At 60.8% G+C, this 17510-nt stretch carries 11 protein-coding genes; 1 reads left to right on the top strand and 10 read right to left on the bottom strand.

The window, feature by feature from the left end:
* Nucleotide 1 precedes the first annotated feature (1 nt).
* Nucleotides 2-4747, bottom strand: coding sequence for a glutamate synthase large subunit (gltB, locus tag ACIQUH_RS08375; protein WP_400813635.1), 4746 nt, complete (start codon nucleotides 4745-4747; stop codon nucleotides 2-4).
* 369 nt (nucleotides 4748-5116) lie between these two features.
* On the opposite strand from gltB, the gene ACIQUH_RS08370 reads away from it, so the two are divergent.
* Nucleotides 5117-6169, top strand: a complete 1053-nt coding sequence (locus ACIQUH_RS08370; RefSeq protein ID WP_400813634.1) for a low specificity L-threonine aldolase — start codon at nucleotides 5117-5119, stop codon at nucleotides 6167-6169.
* Nucleotides 6170-6201: 32 nt separating this feature from the next.
* Here the strand turns inward: ACIQUH_RS08370 and ACIQUH_RS08365 are convergent, their stop codons facing one another.
* The 9 genes from ACIQUH_RS08365 to ACIQUH_RS08325 form a co-directional block, all read right to left on the bottom strand.
* Nucleotides 6202-6891: a response regulator transcription factor gene (locus ACIQUH_RS08365; RefSeq protein ID WP_127755535.1), complete on the bottom strand. Its 690-nt coding sequence runs from the start codon at nucleotides 6889-6891 to the stop codon at nucleotides 6202-6204.
* Nucleotides 6892-6949: 58 nt separating this feature from the next.
* Nucleotides 6950-9652 (bottom strand): DUF4118 domain-containing protein, encoded by a 2703-nt coding sequence (locus tag ACIQUH_RS08360; RefSeq protein WP_400813633.1) that lies wholly within the window; start codon nucleotides 9650-9652, stop codon nucleotides 6950-6952.
* 55 nt (nucleotides 9653-9707) lie between these two features.
* Complete coding sequence (gene kdpC, locus ACIQUH_RS08355; protein WP_400813632.1) at nucleotides 9708-10274, bottom strand: potassium-transporting ATPase subunit KdpC; 567 nt, start codon at nucleotides 10272-10274, stop codon at nucleotides 9708-9710.
* Nucleotides 10275-10286: 12 nt separating this feature from the next.
* The gene (gene kdpB, locus ACIQUH_RS08350) at nucleotides 10287-12371 is read right to left on the bottom strand and encodes a potassium-transporting ATPase subunit KdpB (protein ID WP_400813631.1); all 2085 of its coding nucleotides are present in this window, start codon (nucleotides 12369-12371) and stop codon (nucleotides 10287-10289) included.
* Nucleotides 12372-12415: 44 nt separating this feature from the next.
* Nucleotides 12416-12577: a hypothetical protein gene (locus ACIQUH_RS08345; protein WP_400813630.1), complete on the bottom strand. Its 162-nt coding sequence runs from the start codon at nucleotides 12575-12577 to the stop codon at nucleotides 12416-12418.
* A gap of 9 nt (nucleotides 12578-12586) precedes the next feature.
* Nucleotides 12587-14290, bottom strand: coding sequence for a potassium-transporting ATPase subunit KdpA (gene kdpA, locus ACIQUH_RS08340; protein WP_400813629.1), 1704 nt, complete (start codon nucleotides 14288-14290; stop codon nucleotides 12587-12589).
* A 134-nt stretch (nucleotides 14291-14424) separates the two neighbouring features.
* Nucleotides 14425-14514 (bottom strand): K(+)-transporting ATPase subunit F, encoded by a 90-nt coding sequence (gene kdpF / locus ACIQUH_RS08335; RefSeq protein ID WP_003506089.1) that lies wholly within the window; start codon nucleotides 14512-14514, stop codon nucleotides 14425-14427.
* A gap of 418 nt (nucleotides 14515-14932) precedes the next feature.
* Nucleotides 14933-15886 carry an asparaginase gene (locus ACIQUH_RS08330; RefSeq protein WP_400813627.1) on the bottom strand — a complete coding sequence of 318 codons (954 nt, stop codon included), beginning with the start codon at nucleotides 15884-15886 and terminating at the stop codon, nucleotides 14933-14935.
* Nucleotides 15883-17334, bottom strand: a complete 1452-nt coding sequence (locus tag ACIQUH_RS08325) for an amino acid permease (RefSeq protein ID WP_400813626.1) — start codon at nucleotides 17332-17334, stop codon at nucleotides 15883-15885. Before ACIQUH_RS08325 ends, ACIQUH_RS08330 begins: the two co-directional genes overlap by 4 nt.
* Nucleotides 17335-17510: the final 176 nt, after the last annotated feature.

Here is a 17510-nt window from a genome sequence, read left to right as displayed (position 1 = left end):
ATTATTCCGCCGCCACGCCCATGCGCATGCGCTCCATTTCCTCAAGCGCACGGCGGTATTCGACCGGCATGACCTTGCGGAACTTCGGACGGAACTCGCTCCAGCGGTCGAGTATATCCTTGGCACGCGACGAGTTCGTGTAATGGAAGTGGTTCGAGATAAGCTGGTAAAGGCGCTCCTCGTCGTGGCGCGTCATGTCTTCGGAAACGTCCACGCGTCCCTTGTGCATGAGGTCGCCGCCGTGATGGTGCAGCTTTTCCAGCATGTCGTCCTCTTCCGGAACCGGCTCCAGCTCGACCATGGCCATGTTGCAGCGGGTGGCGAAATCGCCCTTCTCGTCGAGAACATAAGCCACGCCACCGGACATGCCGGCTGCGAAGTTGCGGCCCGTTTCGCCGAGAACGACGACGATGCCGCCGGTCATATATTCGCAACCGTGGTCGCCGACACCTTCGACAACCGCAACCGCTCCGGAGTTACGCACCGCGAAACGCTCGCCAGCCACACCGCGGAAATAGCACTCGCCGGTGATCGCGCCGTAAAGCACGGTATTGCCGACAATGATCGAGTTTTCCGCGACAATGCGGGTGTTTTCCGGCGGGCGCACGATGATGCGGCCACCCGAAAGACCCTTGCCGACATAGTCGTTGCCGTCACCCACCAGATCGAAGGTGATGCCGCGTGCGAGGAAAGCGCCGAAGGACTGGCCGGCCGTGCCCTTGAGGGTAACGTGGATCGTATCGTCCTTAAGGCCCTTGTGACCCCAACGTTTGGCAAGCGCACCCGAAAGCATGGCGCCTGCGGAACGATCGACGTTCTTGATCGGCACTTCGAAGACCACGGGCTCGCGGTTTTCGAGCGACGGCAAGGACTTCTCGATCAGCTTGCGGTCGAGAATGTCGTCGATCGGATGCTTCTGGCGCTCAGTCCAGAAGGTTGCTTCCTTGGGGGCCTCGACCTTGTGGAAGATGCGGCTGAAATCCAGCCCCTTGGCCTTCCAATGCGCCAGCATCTCATCCTTCTCGAGCAGTTCGGAAGCGCCGATGATCTCGTCCAGCCGGGTAACACCAAGCGAGGCGAGGATTTCGCGCACTTCTTCGGCGACGAAGAAGAAATAGTTGATGACGTGTTCCGGCGTGCCCTTGAAGCGCTTGCGCAGAACCGGGTCCTGCGTGGCAACACCCACCGGGCAGGTATTGAGGTGGCACTTGCGCATCATGATGCAGCCGGCCGCAATCAGCGGCGCGGTGGCAAAGCCGAATTCATCCGCGCCCAAGAGCGCGCCGATGATGACGTCGCGGCCGGTCTTCAGACCGCCATCCACCTGCAGGGCGACGCGCGAACGAAGGCCGTTCAGCACCAGTGTCTGCTGGGTTTCGGCAAGGCCGATTTCCCAGGGGCTACCCGCATGCTTCAGCGAGGTAAGCGGCGAAGCACCCGTACCGCCATCGAAACCGGCAACGGTGATATGGTCGGCACGCGCCTTGGCGACACCGGCCGCAACCGTGCCGACGCCCACTTCCGACACCAGCTTCACCGAAACATCGGCTTCCGGGTTGACGTTCTTCAGGTCGTAGATCAGCTGCGCCAGATCTTCGATGGAATAGATATCGTGATGCGGCGGCGGCGAGATGAGACCGACACCCGGGGTCGAGTGACGGGTCTTGGCAACCGTCGCATCCACCTTGTGGCCGGGCAGCTGGCCGCCTTCGCCCGGCTTTGCGCCCTGCGCCACCTTGATCTGCAGCATGTCGGCATTGACGAGATATTCCGTCGTCACACCGAAGCGGCCGGAAGCGATCTGCTTGATGGCGGAGCGCTCCGGGTTCGGCTGGCCGTTCAACAGCGGCATGTAACGGTCGGATTCTTCGCCGCCCTCACCCGTGTTGGACTTGCCGCCGATACGGTTCATGGCGATCGCGAGCGTGGTATGCGCCTCGCGGCTGATCGAGCCGAAGGACATGGCCCCCGTCGAGAAGCGCTTGACGATATCAGCCGCCGGCTCGACCTCGTCGATGGAGACCGGCTTGCGGCCGAGCGCTTCCGCCGACTTGACCTTGAACAGGCCGCGTATGGTGTTCATGCGCAGCGCCGTCTCATTCACCATGCCGGCGAATTCGCGGTAGCGGTCCTGGCTGTTGCCACGCACGGCGTGCTGCAGCGAGGCGACGGCATCCGGCGTCCAGGCGTGGCTTTCGCCGCGCATGCGATAGGCGTATTCGCCGCCGATATCGAGCGTGTTGGCAAGGATCGGGTCCTTGCCAAAAGCAGCCGTGTGGCGCGTTACGGTTTCTTCGGCGATCTCCGTCAGGCCAACACCTTCGATGGAGGTGGCGGTGCCGAAGAAATACTTCTCGACGAATTCCGAGGAAAGGCCGATGGCGTCGAAGATCTGCGCGCCGCAATAGGACTGGTAGGTGGAAATGCCCATCTTGGACATGACCTTGAGGATGCCCTTACCCACCGCCTTGATGTAGCGATAAACCACTTCGTCGTCGGAGACTTCCTTCGGGAAGGCGCCGTGCTTGTGCATGTCGAGCAGCGTGTCGAAGGCGAGATAGGGGTTGATCGCCTCCGCACCATAACCGGCCAGCAGACAGAAATGGTGGATTTCGCGCGGCTCACCGGTTTCCACGACGAGACCGACAGAGGTGCGCAGACCCTTGCGGATCAGGTGATGGTGTACCGCGGCCGTCGCCAGAAGGGCGGGGATCGCGATACGATCAGGGCCAAGCTGTCGGTCGGAAAGAACGATGATGTTATAACCGCCACGCACGGCCGATTCCGCCCGCTCGCACAGACGGTCGAGCATTTCCGGCATGCCTTCGGCACCACGCTCCACATCATAGGTGAAGTCGAGCGTCTTGGTATCGAAGCGGTCTTCCGTGTGGCCAATGGAGCGGATCTTTTCCAGATCGCCATTGGTCAGGATCGGCTGGCGCACTTCCAGACGCTTGGCGCGGGCAGCACCTTCGTGATCGAGAAGGTTCGGGCGCGGACCGATAAACGAGACGAGGCTCATGACGAGCTCTTCGCGGATCGGATCGATCGGAGGGTTGGTGACCTGCGCAAAGTTCTGCTTGAAATAGGTGTAAAGCAGCTTCGACTTGTCCGACATGGCCGAAATCGGCGTATCGGTGCCCATCGAGCCGATGGCTTCCTGACCCGTCGTCGCCATCGGCGACATCAGGAGCTTGGTGTCTTCGCTGGTGTAACCGAAGGCCTGCTGACGGTCGAGCAGCGACACGTCGCGGCGCAGTGCGCGCGGCTCCACGGGCTTCAGATCCTCAAGAATGAGCTGGGTGCGGTCGAGCCAGGTGCGGTAAGGGTGCTTGGCGGCAAGCTCGTGCTTCACATCCTCGTCGGAAATGATCGCGCCCTTTTCCATGTCGATCAGCAGCATCTTGCCCGGCTGCAAGCGCCACTTCTTGATGATGCGCTCCTCCGGCACCGGCAACGTGCCGGCTTCCGACGCCATGATGACGCGGTCGTCATCGGTGACGAGATAACGCGCCGGACGCAGGCCGTTACGGTCAAGCGTCGCGCCGATCTGCTTGCCATCGGTAAAGGCAACGGCGGCGGGGCCGTCCCACGGCTCCATCAGCGCGGCATGATATTCGTAAAACGCCTTGCGTTCCGCCGACATGGACAGGTTGCCCGACCAGGCTTCGGGGATCAGCATCATGACGGCATGGGCCATGGAATAACCGCCGCGCACGAGGAATTCGAGCGCGTTGTCGAAACAGGCGGTATCCGACTGGCCTTCATAGGAGATCGGCCAGAGCTTGGAAATGTCATCGCCGAACAGCGCGGACGAAACCGAAGCCTGACGCGCCGCCATCCAGTTGACGTTGCCGCGCAGCGTGTTGATTTCACCGTTATGGGCAACCATGCGGTAGGGATGCGCCAACTTCCAGGACGGGAATGTATTGGTCGAGAAACGCTGGTGCACGAGGGCAACGGCGGATTCGAAACGCGGGTCCGCCAGATCCTTGTAATAGGCGCCAACCTGATAGGCGAGGAACATGCCCTTGTAGACGATGGTGGAGGAAGACAGCGAAACCGGGTAGAAATCCTGCGTTTCCTTGCCGCCGCCCTCATCATAGATGCGGTTGGAGAGAACCTTGCGGATCAGGAACAGCTTGCGCTCGAAATCATGATTGGTCGCGGCATCGCGGCCGGCGCCGATGAAGACCTGAACATGGTGCGGTTCGGTCGCGGCGATATCCGGCGCCTTCGACAGCGAGGAATTATCGACCGGCACGTCGCGGAAGCCGAGGAACTGCTGCCCCTCTTCGCCGATCACGTCGACGATGACCTTCTTGTAATGCTCGATGCGGGAAGGATCGCGCGGCATGAAGATGTGGCCGACCGCATATTCTCCGGCCTTCGGCAATGTCACGCCCTGTGCCGCCATTTCCTCGCGGAAGAAGCGGTCCGGAATCTGCACGAGAATGCCCGCGCCATCGCCCATCAGCGGATCGGCGCCGACAGCGCCGCGATGCGTGAGGTTTTCGAGAATGAACAGGCCATCCTTGACGATCTGGTGCGACTTGACGCCCTTCATATGGGCAACGAAGCCGACGCCGCAGGCGTCATGTTCATTGGCGGGATCGTAAAGACCCTGCCTTTCCGGCAAGCCGCCCGCGAAACGCGCTTTCGCAGAAACGGGTGCGGCCGCAGCCGCGGTGGGACAGTCTGTGGTCAGGGTTGCGGCGGCGATATCCGCCTGCGGCTTGTTCGTCATTTTTGTCCCTCCTGCAAAATTACTTGCATGGTTTCATGCGAAGATCCGGCTCGACACGAATTTCTGCTTCCCGCAAAATCCGCATTCCATCCGGCTTGGTCAAATTTAGGACAGCAAAGCTGTCTCAATTCACGAGAATTTTGGCAGAAACGGGCGAATTTGGCAAGGGTACGAATCCAATTAGTGAAAACCCCATTTGCAGCGAAGTTTCGATACTGACCTATTGGGCGAAACTTTCTTGTCGCAAAACAGGCCGACCCGTTGCTTTCATTACCGGATTTGCCAAGCTCAATGTTCCGACCTAGAACTTTCCCTGTTATCGCTTCGAACAGCCCGAACAGAACCTCAGCTATCGGAAAGCCTTCAGAGATGTTTTTTGCTTCAGACAATTGGGCTGGTGCCCATCCGGCCGTCAATGAACGGCTGTCGCGGGAATCCACGCGTTTTGCCGCCGCTTATGGCACCAGCGAACTCGATCTCTCCATCGAAAAACGCTTCAACGAAATCTTCGAACGCGAAGTCGCGGTGTTTTTCGTTGCGACCGGCACGGCGGCCAATTCGCTTTCGCTGGCCAGCATTGCCCGCGCCGGCGGCCTGACCTTCTGTCACTCCGAAGCCCATGTGATCGAGGATGAATGCGGCGCCCCGGATTTCTTTTCCGGCATGCGCATGGTCGCGGTAGAAGGACCCAACGGCAAGATGCTGCCGGAGAACCTGATCGAGCGTATTGCGCGTTATCCGCAGGATGCCGTGCACCATGGTCGCGCCGCAGCCATCACCATGACGCAGGCAACCGAAGCCGGCACCGTCTACACGCTCGACGAAATCGATGCGATATCCAAGATCGCCAAGCAGAACGGCCTGCCGCTGCATATGGATGGCGCACGGTTTGCCAATGCGCTTGCCGCACTCGGCACCACACCGGCTGAAATGACCTGGAAACGCGGCGTCGACGTCCTGTCTTTCGGCGGCACGAAAAACGGCTGCTGGTGCGCGGAAGCGATCGTCTTCTTCGATCCTTCGCTCGCCCGGGACTTTTCCTTCCTGCGCAAGCGCACCGCCCAGCTTTTTTCCAAGTCGCGTTTCATCGCCGCGCAGTTCGAGGCCTATCTGCAGGACGATCTGTGGCTCGGTCTCGCCGGCCACGCCAATGCCATGGCCAACCGGTTGCGCGCCGGTTTCGGCTCATTGAACAGCGCCCGCCTGGCATGGCCAACACAAGCCAACGAAGTTTTCGCCATTCTGCCGAAGGCGGCCGCCGAAGCCGCCACGGCAAAGGGTGCGAAGTTCTACGACTGGCTGGAGCCGCGCGACATGCCGGAAAAGGTCGGCAAGGACGAAGTGCTGATCCGCATGGTCACCAGCTTCGCGACGACCGAGGCCGATGTGGACGAATTCCTGTCGATCTGCGCTGCCGTCTGACAATGATCGGAGGGCGTCGCCTTGCGGTGCCCTCACACCTCCTGCAGCCGGTAACCGACCCCGGTTTCCGTCAGGATATAGCGCGGCTGATCCGGGATTTTTTCGATTTTCTGGCGAAGCTGGCGCACATAGACCCGCAGATATTGCACGTCGGTCAGTTCGTCCCAGACATGTTCCAGCAGGAAACGGTGCGTCAGCACCTTGCCGGCATGCTGCACCAGAACCCGCAGAATGTCATATTCCTTGGGCGAGAGCTTCACTTCGCGATCTTCCACCTTGACGATGCGCCTGACGAGATCGACGGAAAGGTCTCCGGTCTGGAACACCGGCCTCTCCCCCTGGCTTTGCAGACGGTGGCGGAGCGCGACGCGAATGCGGGCGACGAGTTCGTTCATGCCGAAAGGCTTGGTGATATAGTCATCGGCCCCCAGTTCCAGCGCCTTGACGATACCCGCCTCATCCGTGCGGCTGGAGAGAATGATAACCGGCAGCGCCAGCCCTTCGCCGCGCCATTTCGCCAAAAGATCATGCCCCGACATATCCGGCAAGCCGAGATCGAGAACGACGAGATCGGGCTTGTCCTCACTGACCAGCTCCATGGCCACCTTCGCATTCATCGCCTCGCTCACCGCATATTCCTGGGTCGACAGCCCGACGCGCAAAAGCTTGCGGATCGGCGGTTCGTCGTCGACGATCAGAATACGAACGGCGGAATTGGTCATTCCCGATCTCCTTCAGCGGCCTTGCGCGGCATCATTGCTTGTCGCCGCCGATCGTGCCTTAATCATGGTCTATCACCGGAGCATCGGCGGGAACCGGCAGACTGACGGTAAACTGCGCACCGGTGCAACCCGACCTGTTTTCCGCGCGGATCGAACCCCCCATGGCCTCGATAAATCCCTTGCAGATGGATAGCCCGAGACCTGTTCCGGCCTGCACATGGTCCGTCTTGCGCACCCGGTAAAAACTGTCAAACACCCGTTCCGTATCATCGGGTGGAATACCGGGCCCCGCATCGGCTACAGACAGAAAGATATTCCTGCCCTGCCGCCAGCCGCGAATCTCGATGGCGGTATGTTCGGGAGCGTATTTGGCGGCATTGTCGATGAGATTGAACAGAACCTGTTCGAAAAGCACGGGATCGACCTTCAGCATCGGCAGGTCGGAGGGAATATCCAGAACGATCTCATGCCTGACGACAATTTTCGCCGCGCGCGAAAGCGCGGTTCCGACCATATCGCCCAGGAAATGCAGACCGTAATTCGGCTCCATCGCACCCGAGCCGATCCGCGTCATATCAAGAAGATTGGAGATGAAACGGTTCAGCCGCTCGGATTCCTCAACAATCGTCGAAAGCAGTTCGGCCCGCGCATCCGGCGGGATGTCCTCGGCAAAATCCTTCAGCGTTCCGGCCGAGCCCAGAATGGCCGCGAGCGGCGTTTTAAGGTCGTGAGAGATGGATGTCAGAAGCGCCGTGCGCAGCCGGTCGGTTTCCGCCGCAAGCCTTGCCCGGTCGACATCCGAGACGAGCTGAATCCGCTCGATGGCAAGTGCTGCCTGATCGGCCAAGGCGTCAAACAGCCGCTGCTGTTCCGGCGTCAGAAGCGGCCCGAGCCGGTCATCGTCCAGACCCACCACACCAACGGCACCGCTGCCGGTGCGCAAGGGCAGATAAAGCCGTCTGGCGCCAGGAAGCGTATCCGCGCCCCGGCCGGCAGCCTTGTTATGTTCCCAGGCCCACTGGGCGGCGGCAATATCGGCATCCACTAGCGTATCATCAGGCGGATATCCCGCCTTGACCGTGATCGTATTGTTTTCCGGCAGAAGCAGAACGATCCGAACCTTCAGCATCGAGGCCATCTGGAAGGCGGCGGCCCACAGCACATCGTCCAGTGTTCCTGTCACCGAAAGCTTCTTCGAGAACAGATACAAATCTTCCGTCGTTCGCGCCCTTGCCCGCGCGGCAGCAGCCTGCCGTTGCACCGCCGCGGTGAGGTTGGAGGCGACCAGCGCCACGCCAAGATAAAACAGCAGCGCCACGACACTTTCCGGATCGCGAACGGTCAGGGTGTAACGCGGCTCAAGGAAGAAAAAATTGAATGCAAAAGCCCCGAGCAGGGAAGCATAAAGCGCTGGCCCCAGCCCGCCGCGCACGGCGGCGGCCAGAACCGCCATCAGGAACACCAGCGCCAGGTTTCTGACATCAAGCGTCTGATCCAGCACGATGCCGGCCACGATCGCCAGACCGACGAACAGGGTGCTTTTTAGATAGGGCCGTATGGAACGATGCGATTGCGCCGAGGCCGGCTTCGCGGCATGGCCAGGCTTCTCTTCTTTTTTATCGCCGGAAATGACGTGAACGCTGATATCGCCGGCATGATCGATCAGATCATGCGTCAGCGAACGCTGAAAAATCCGCTGCCACCAGGATTTTCGCGGGCGGCCGATGATGATGTGCGTGAAATTATTGGCGTTGGCGTAGGAGATGATCTCCCGCGTCAGGTCGAGCGCCGGCAGGGTCACCGTCTCGCCGCCGAGCTGCTGGGCAAGCCGCATGGTGCCGGCCAGCCGGTCCTTCTCCACCTCCGACAATTGTTGCGAACGCGGCGTATCGAGATGCAGGGCCGTCCATGGTGCGCGCAGACGATCCGCCTGCCTCCGGGCATAACGCACCAGCCCCGGACCGTTGCCGCCATGGTCGAGGCAAACCAGAACCCGGTCTCCCGCCGCCCAGGGGCCGGAAATGGCATGCGACTGCATGTGGTTGAGCAATTGCTCATCCACCCGCTGCGCGGTTCGCCGCAATGCCAGCTCGCGCAGCGCCGTCAGATTGCCGCGCGAAAAATAATTCTCGATGGCGCGCCGCGCGGTGCGTGGCATATAGACCTTGCCGTCGTTCAGCCGCTTGATCAGATCATCGGGGGTGATATCGATGATTTCGACATCGTCGGCGCGGTCGATGATGCTGTCGGGCACCGTTTCACGAACACGGATGCGGGTGATCTGCGCAACGACGTCATTCAGGCTTTCGACATGCTGGATGTTCAGCGTCGTATAGACGTCGATGCCCTGCGCCAGAATTTCCTGAACGTCCATGTAACGCTTGGGGTGGCGGCTGCCGGCGGCATTGGTGTGGGCCAGTTCATCGACCAGAACCAGAGCGGGACGGCGGGCGAGAATGGCATCGAGATTCATCTCCTCCAGCACCTGACCGCGATAGTCGATACGCCGGCGCGCGATGATCTCGAAACCCTGCACCAGCGTTTCGGTTTCCCGGCGGCCATGGGTTTCCACGACGCCGATGACGGCATCCACAGCCTCCGCCAGCTTCGCACGGCCGGACATCAGCATTTCATAGGTCTTGCCGACGCCGGGTGCCGCCCCTAAAAAAATCTTCAGCCGGCCCCGCGCCTCGCGCCGGGCGTTTTCCAGCAGGGCATCGGGCGATGGTCGGCTCGGCATATTGCTGATATCGTCAGGCATTGAACCCACCAGTGGTCGAGGCTATGGCTTGCAAACAAGCCATAGCCATTTCAGTTCATGAGCCGGCTGCGTCAAGAGCCATGTTGAGCGCCAGCACGTTCACGACCGGCTCTCCCATGAAACCAAGCGCCGGTCCTTCGACATGGCGCTCGACGATGGTGCGCAGGGCTGCCTCATCCATGCCCCTTGCCTTGGCGATGCGGGGAACCTGAAAATAGGCGGCCGCCGGCGAGACATGCGGATCAAGGCCGCTGCCCGAGGCCGTCACCAGATCGGCGGGAACCTCAGCGGCCGGATTTTCGGCCTTTGCGGCCTCGTAATCCTGTTTCACACGGTCGATGAGCTTGGCGCTCGTCGGCCCGAGATTGGACCCGGACGACGAAGCGGCATTATAACCATCGCCGGCAGCCGATGGCCTGCCGTGGAAATATTTCTCACTGGCAAAGGCCTGCCCGATCAATTGCGAACCCAAGACCGCACCATTCTTTTCAACGAGGCTGCCGTTGGCCTGAAAAGGAAAGATCGCCTGCGCGAGGCCCGTCATCCCCAGAGGATAGGCAAGGCCGGTTATGGCGGTGGTGGCGAGGATGAGCACCAGTGCGGGACGAAACTGTCTAAACATTGTCTTTACTCCTCAGGCGAAACCGAGCGCCGTGATGGCGAGGTCGATGGCCTTGATGCCGATGAAGGGAACGATGATGCCGCCGAGGCCATAGATGACCAGATTGCGCGACAGCAGTGCACCGGCCCCGATCGGGCGATATTTGACGCCTTTCAGCGACAGGGGGATCAGCGCGATGATGATGAGCGCGTTGAAGATGATGGCTGACAGGATGGCGCTCTGCGGCGTCGAAAGCCCCATGACGTTCAGGACACCAAGCTGCGGATAGAGCACCAGGAACATTGCGGGGATGATGGCGAAATATTTGGCGATATCGTTGGCGATGGAGAATGTGGTCAGCGCACCGCGCGTCATCAGCAATTGTTTGCCGATTTCGACGATCTCGATGAGCTTGGTGGGGTCGCTGTCGAGATCGACCATATTGCCCGCCTCGCGTGCCGCCACCGTGCCGGTGTTCATGGCAACGCCGACATCGGCCTGCGCCAGCGCAGGGGCGTCGTTGGTGCCGTCGCCGCACATGGCGACAAGCTTGCCCTTGGCCTGTTCCTCACGGATAAGATCCAGCTTGTTTTCCGGTGTCGCCTGGGCGAGGAAATCGTCTACGCCTGCTTCCGCTGCAATGGCGGCAGCCGTCATCGGATTGTCGCCGGTGATCATGACAGTGCGGATGCCCATGCGGCGAAGCTCTGCGAAACGCTCGCGAATGCCGCCCTTGACGATGTCCTTCAGCTGCACGACGCCGAGCAGCTTGCCATCGCGCACGACGGCGAGCGGCGTACCGCCGGTCTTGGCGATCTCTTCCGCAATTGTCCGGATGCCGCGGGTGGCGTCCGTTTCGGTTTTGACGGCGAGCGCAACATTGCCCTGCTGCGAAGCGCCGCCATTAACATAAGCGAGAACGGCATCCACCGCGCCCTTGCGAATGGAGGAGCCTTCGAAATCGACACCGCTCATACGGGTCTGGGCGGTGAAGGGTACGAAATTCGCATGAAGCTTCTGCATGTCGCGCGCACGGATGCCGTATTTTTCCTTGGCGAGCACAACAATGGAGCGCCCTTCCGGCGTTTCGTCGGCAAGCGAGGCAAGCTGCGCGGCATCGGCGAGTTCCTGCTCGGAGACGCCGGGGATGGGGCGAAACTCGGTCGCCTGCCGGTTGCCAAGCGTGATGGTGCCGGTCTTGTCGAGCAGCAGCGTATCGACGTCACCTGCCGCCTCGACGGCGCGGCCGGACATGGCGAGGACATTAAAACGTACCAGACGGTCCATGCCGGCAATGCCGATGGCGGACAGAAGCGCACCGATGGTGGTCGGGATGAGCGTCACGAACAGCGCCACCAGCACGATGATCGATATGGAGCCTCCCGCATAGGCCGCGAAACTCGGAATGGTCGCGGTGGCGAGGACGAAGATCAGCGTCATGCCGGCCAACAGGATGTTGAGCGCGATCTCGTTCGGCGTCTTTTGGCGCTCGGCACCTTCGACCAGCGAAATCATCCGGTCGAGGAAGGTGGAGCCGGCGGCGGCTGTGATGCGTACACGGATCCAGTCCGACAGCACCTGCGTGCCGCCGGTGACGGCCGAACGGTCGCCGCCGGATTCGCGGATGACAGGGGCGGATTCACCTGTTATCGCCGCCTCGTTGACGGAAGCGACACCTTCGATGACCTCGCCGTCGGAGGGGATGATATCGCCTGCCTCGACGAGAACGACATCGTTCACCTTCAGGCTGGTGCCCGCCACCATTTTATATTGGCTGCGGTCATCGCCGCTCAGCAGTTTCGCCTGGGTTTCGGTACGGGTCCGGCGCAGCGAATCCGCCTGTGCCTTGCCGCGCCCTTCGGCGACGGCTTCGGCGAAATTGGCAAACAGCACGGTGAACCAGAGCCAGAGATTGATCTGGAAGGAAAAACCGAGATTGGCGCCGCCGGTGACGAGATCGCGGATGAACAGCACCGTTGTCAGCACCGACACCGTCGCCACCACGAACATGACCGGGTTGCGCGCAAGTGTGCGCGGATTGAGTTTTTTGAATGCAGCGGCAATGGCCGGCACGAGAATGCGAGAATCGAGGATGCTCGCTTGTTTGGACTGGCTCATGAAGAGGCTCCAGCGTTTGAAACAGGGCGACCGATGAGGGTCGATCAGCCCGTGATAACTTCGAGAGCGACGACGGCGGCGACGAGAGCCGCCATCATCGCAAGAATGAGATTGGAGGCGCACCAGCCGCCGGGCGTGGCGCTCCCCTTGCCGGGAGCGCCTTTGCGGGCGGAAACAATGCGGTTACTTCGGGACTTGTCGTTCATGGCATCACCTCAGAAGAGCTGGCCTGCCGCCATCACCAGGTGTTCGGCAACGGGGCCGAGCGCCAGTGCAGGCAGGAAGGTGAGGCCGCCGACGATCAGGATCGTGCCGACCAGCAGGCCGACGAAGAGCGGGCCGTCCGTCGGGAAGGTGCCGGCCGATGCCGGAACCGTTTTCTTGGTGACCAGCGAACCGGCAATGGCGAGTGCGGGAATGATCACCAGAAAACGGCCCATCAGCATGCCGAAACCAAGCGTGATGTTGTACCAGGTCGTGTTGCCTGTGAGGCCCCCGAAGGCCGAACCGTTATTGGCCGCCGCCGAAGTATAGGCGTAGAGGATTTCGGAGAAGCCGTGCGGCCCCGCCGTGCCGATCGACGCGACCGCCGAGGGCAGGACGGTGGCTGTGGCGGTGAAGACCAGCATGGCGAGCGGCAGGCAGAGAATGGCCAGAACCGCCATCTTCATTTCCTTGGCCTCGATCTTCTTGCCGAGATATTCCGGCGTGCGCCCGACCATCAGCCCCGCCACGAAGATGGCGATGACGATGAACAGAAGAATACCGTAAAAACCCGCGCCGACGCCACCGACGATCACCTCGCCCAGCTGCATGTTGATGAGCGGGATGAGACCGCCGAGCGCCGTGAAGCTGCCATGCATGGCGTTGACCGCGCCGCAGGATGCGGCGGTGGTGATGACGGCAAAGAGCGACGAAAGCGCCACGCCGAAGCGGACCTCCTTGCCCTCCATATTGCCGCCCGAAAGACCGAAACCGTGCATCAGCGGGTTTCCGGCCGCTTCCGCCCAATAGGTGGCGGCGACGCCGGCGATGAACAGAACGCCCATGGCGGCGAGGATCGCCCAGCCCTGACGCTGGTTGCCGACCATGCGGCCAAAGACATTGGTAAAGGCCGCGCCGATGGCGAAGATCGACACCATCTGGATCATGTTGGAAATGGCATCCGGGTTCTCGAAAGGATGCGCGGAATTGGCGTTGAAGAAGCCGCCGCCATTGGTGCCAAGCATCTTGATCGCCAGCTGTGACGCGACGGGGCCGACGGCAATCGTCTGCTGCGCGCCTTCCAGCGTCTGGGCAGTCACATAGGCGCCGAGCGTTTGCGGCACGCCGAGCCAGACGTAAACGAGGGTCAGCACGATGCAGAGGGGCAGAAGCACGTAGAGCGTGGAGCGGACCATATCCACCCAGAAATTGCCGATCGCCTTGCCGGAAGCGCGCGAAAAAGCGCGGATCAGGCCTATGGCGATGGCCATGCCTGTTGCGGCGGAAACGAAGTTCTGCACCGTGAGACCGGCCATCTGGGTCAGATAGGACAGGGTGCTTTCCCCGCCATAATTCTGCCAGTTGGTGTTGGTGACGAAGCTGACCGCCGTGTTGAAGGACAATTCCGGTCCCACAGCCGCCATTCCCTGCGGATTATAGGGCAGCACCGCCTGAAAGCGCATCAGGGCATAAAGCAGGGCAAAACCGAGAAGGTTGAAGAGAAGCATGGAGAACGCATAGGTCGTCCAGTGCTGTTCCTCGCGCTCGCTCGTTCCGGCAAGGGCATAAAGGCCGCGCTCGACGGGTGCGAGAACCGGCGAAAGCAGGGTGCGTTCGCCATTAAAGACACGCGCCATATAGAAGCCGAGCGGCTTCACCAGCGCAAAAACGATCCCGCAAAACAGCAGGACCTGAAACCATCCATTGAGGGTCATGGTATTGAACTTTCAATAAAGCATCGGACCGAAAAGTGTCATGCGGTTTTCGGAAAATCCGATGCTCGGACAGAAAGAGAGAGCGGCGGATTCGATTCCGTTTTCTCTCCGCCGCTCGAATCGCCGCTTCCCGATCAGAAGCGTTCGGGGCGAATGAGAGCATAGGTGAGATAGGCGGCGATAAAGACCGTGACGGCACCGCTCAAAATATAGTCGAATGTCATCGCAGCCTCCGTCTAAAGCCGGTCGCAGGCGCGCGTATAGGCAAAGCAGAGGGCGAAAAACACCGTGGCTGCGCCGATCAGAACAACATCCATCATCGATGGGACTCCTTTTTAATCGAGGAGCCGGACAGGAAGAAAAGCGCCGTCATGTGGGACGTCGCTTTTCATTCTTTCTGGCTGAGAAGGGAACACCATCCCTTCCCGCACAGAAGAATGCACCCGAACCGCATAAAGGTTCGAGACGGCCACAGAGACAATAAAATAGGAATCCTATAGGAATTTCGATGCCCGCCGGTCGCGGGCATCGCTGCTGCTGCTTAGAGTTTTTCGCTTTTCTTCGAATCGCGAAAACACTCTAGCTCTTTGTTTTGGCGCATTTCCGGACGGAAAACCGGGGTCCACTTTTCCTGGAAATGCTCTAAGAGAGCGGGCTGTCACCGAAAGCGGAAATGATGGTTTCCGCCGGACTTTGATTGGCCAGCAGCGCGGCCAGCAAAATGCGGGCCTGGCCCGGGCGAAGCGTGGATGAATGCACGGCGCCCGCCGCGACAAGATCATGCCCGCCGCCACCACCGCCGTAACTCGCCACCAGCCGTCCTTCCGGTACGCGGCTCGTAACGATGACGGGAACACCGCGCTCCGCGCAGCGCTTCACGGCTTCGGCGATACGCGGATTGGCGTTGCCGGAACCAAGCGCGGCAAGAACGATACCTTTTGCGCCGGCCTGCAGGCTTGCATCGATATGGGTCGCGTCACAGCCGGGATGAATGGCGACGATATCGACGCGCTGATCGGTTACCGGGGCGGAAAGCCTCAGCGTCGCGGTAGCAGCCAGCGGCCGGGCCGAACGGAAAGCGTCCGCCTCGTCCGCGCTCAGCTTGTAAAGCCCCCAGGCCGGCAGACAGCGCCCGCCGAAGGAGAGAAGCACGCCTCTCCCCGCATTCGCCTGATCGAGCGCTGTTTCTATGGCCCGGGCCAGATTGACCGGTCCGTCCGCGTCCTTATGGTCTGCTGTAAACTGCGCGCCGGTGAAGACCACCGGCTTTGTGATGGCCTGCTGCAAATGCACGAGCAGCGAGGATTCTTCCATGGCGTCGGTTCCGTGCAGAACCACGACGCCGAAAACGGCGGGATCATCAAGCTCGGTGCCCACCGCATCGCTGATGCGCTGCATGTCTTCCAGCGTCAGGCTGGAGGAATCCTTCGCCATCAGATCGACCGGCTTCAGCCGGGCGTTGATCTGCGGAACCAGCGCCAGCAGATCCTCACCCGAAAGGCTGGGCTGGCTTGCACCATCGGCGCCACGCCGGCTGGCGATGGTGCCGCCGGTGGCGATGACCGCCACCAGAGGCGTTGCGCCCTGCCCGCTCAATGCGATGCTCCCGCACGCTCGTCCGCAAGGCGGTAGATGCGGTCACGCAGCAGATACCAGCCGATGACGAGCGTCGGGATGATGATCAGCAGTGAGGCGATGGTCCAGGAGCCGACGGGATAGTCGAAAGCCATCAGCACCAGCACGCCGAACAGGAAGATGAGCGTGAGAATGCCGGTATAGGGCGCGCCGAACATGCGGAAATCCGGACGCACAAGCTCACCGCGCTCAGAAAGCTGCCAGAGCTTCAACTGGCAGAGCACGATGACGGCCCATGCGCAGATGATGCCGAGCGCCGAGAGATTGAGCGCGATCTCGAAGGCCGAGGCGGGAACGACGGCGTTCAGCGCCACACCGAGAACCGTGACGACGGCGGTCACCGCAATGCCGCCATAGGGCACACCATTCTTGTTCATCTTCGCAAGGGCTGCCGGCGCCGAGCCGGAAACCGCCATCGAATGCAGGATGCGTCCGGTGGAATAAAGCCCGGCATTGAGCGAGGACAGCACAGCGGTCAGAACGACGAGGTTCATGATCACGTCAGCGCCCTCTACACCGATGGAGCCGAAGAAGGTGACGAATGGGCTCTCGCCGGCCTTATAGGACGTGTAGGGAAGAAGCAGCGAGAACAGCAGCACCGAGCCGACATAGAAAACCACGAGGCGCAGGACAACGGCGCGGATGGCGCGGGGCATGACCTTGCGCGGATCTTCCGTTTCGCCGGCCGCGGTTCCGATCAACTCGATGGAGGCATAAGCGAACACCACGCCCTGTATGATCACGAAGGCTGGCAAAATGCCGTTCGGGAAGAAGCCGCCATTATCGGTGATGAGGCTGAAGCCGGTGACGTGGCCTTCGATGGGCGTGCCGAAAATGACGAAATAAATACCGACCACGAGGAAGATCGCAAGCGCCAGCACCTTGATGAGGCTGAACCAGAATTCAAGCTCCCCGAAGACCTTTACCGACAGCATGTTCATCGCCAGCACGACCAGAAGCGCCGTCATTGCGAAGACCCACTGGTCGATACCGGCGAGCCACGGAACATATTGCTTGAAGAAATTCATATAGAGCGCGACGGCGGTCACATCCGCCACCGAGGTCATGGCCCAGTTCAGCCAATACATCCAGCCGGCCGCAAAGGCCATCTTCTCGCCGTAGAACTCGCGGGCATAGGACACGAAGGAACCGGAACTCGGACGATGCATGATCAGTTCGCCGAGTGCGCGCAGCACCAGAAACGCGAAGAAACCGCACAGCGCATAAACGAAGACCAGCGCCGGACCTGCCTGCGCCAGCCGTCCGCCCGCGCCGAGGAAAAGCCCCGTGCCGATGGCGCCGCCAATGGCGATCATCTGGATCTGGCGCGGCTTGAGGGCCTTGTGGTAACCGAGTTCTTCTTCGACGAAGACCTCACGGTCGGCAGACGTCGTTTTCCCAGAATGCATGGATATTTATCCTCCCGATAAAGTGCTTGCAGTCGGCGATAAGCCGGAAATGAAATGAAACTGGCACAGTCCGCGCTGGAATATGGCCAGCATGCATGCTCATGCAGCGCTGTAAAGCTGCATGACAGATTTTCGCCCCTCATAATGGCAGATAATGCCGTTCGTCAAGCGTATTC

Origin of the sequence: Agrobacterium sp. NPDC090283 (assembly GCF_044769685.1) — a bacterium.
Lineage (GTDB): Bacteria > Pseudomonadota > Alphaproteobacteria > Rhizobiales > Rhizobiaceae > Agrobacterium.
Note: the sequence above shows the minus strand (reverse complement) of the source record. Positions and strands in the feature narration are given on the sequence as shown.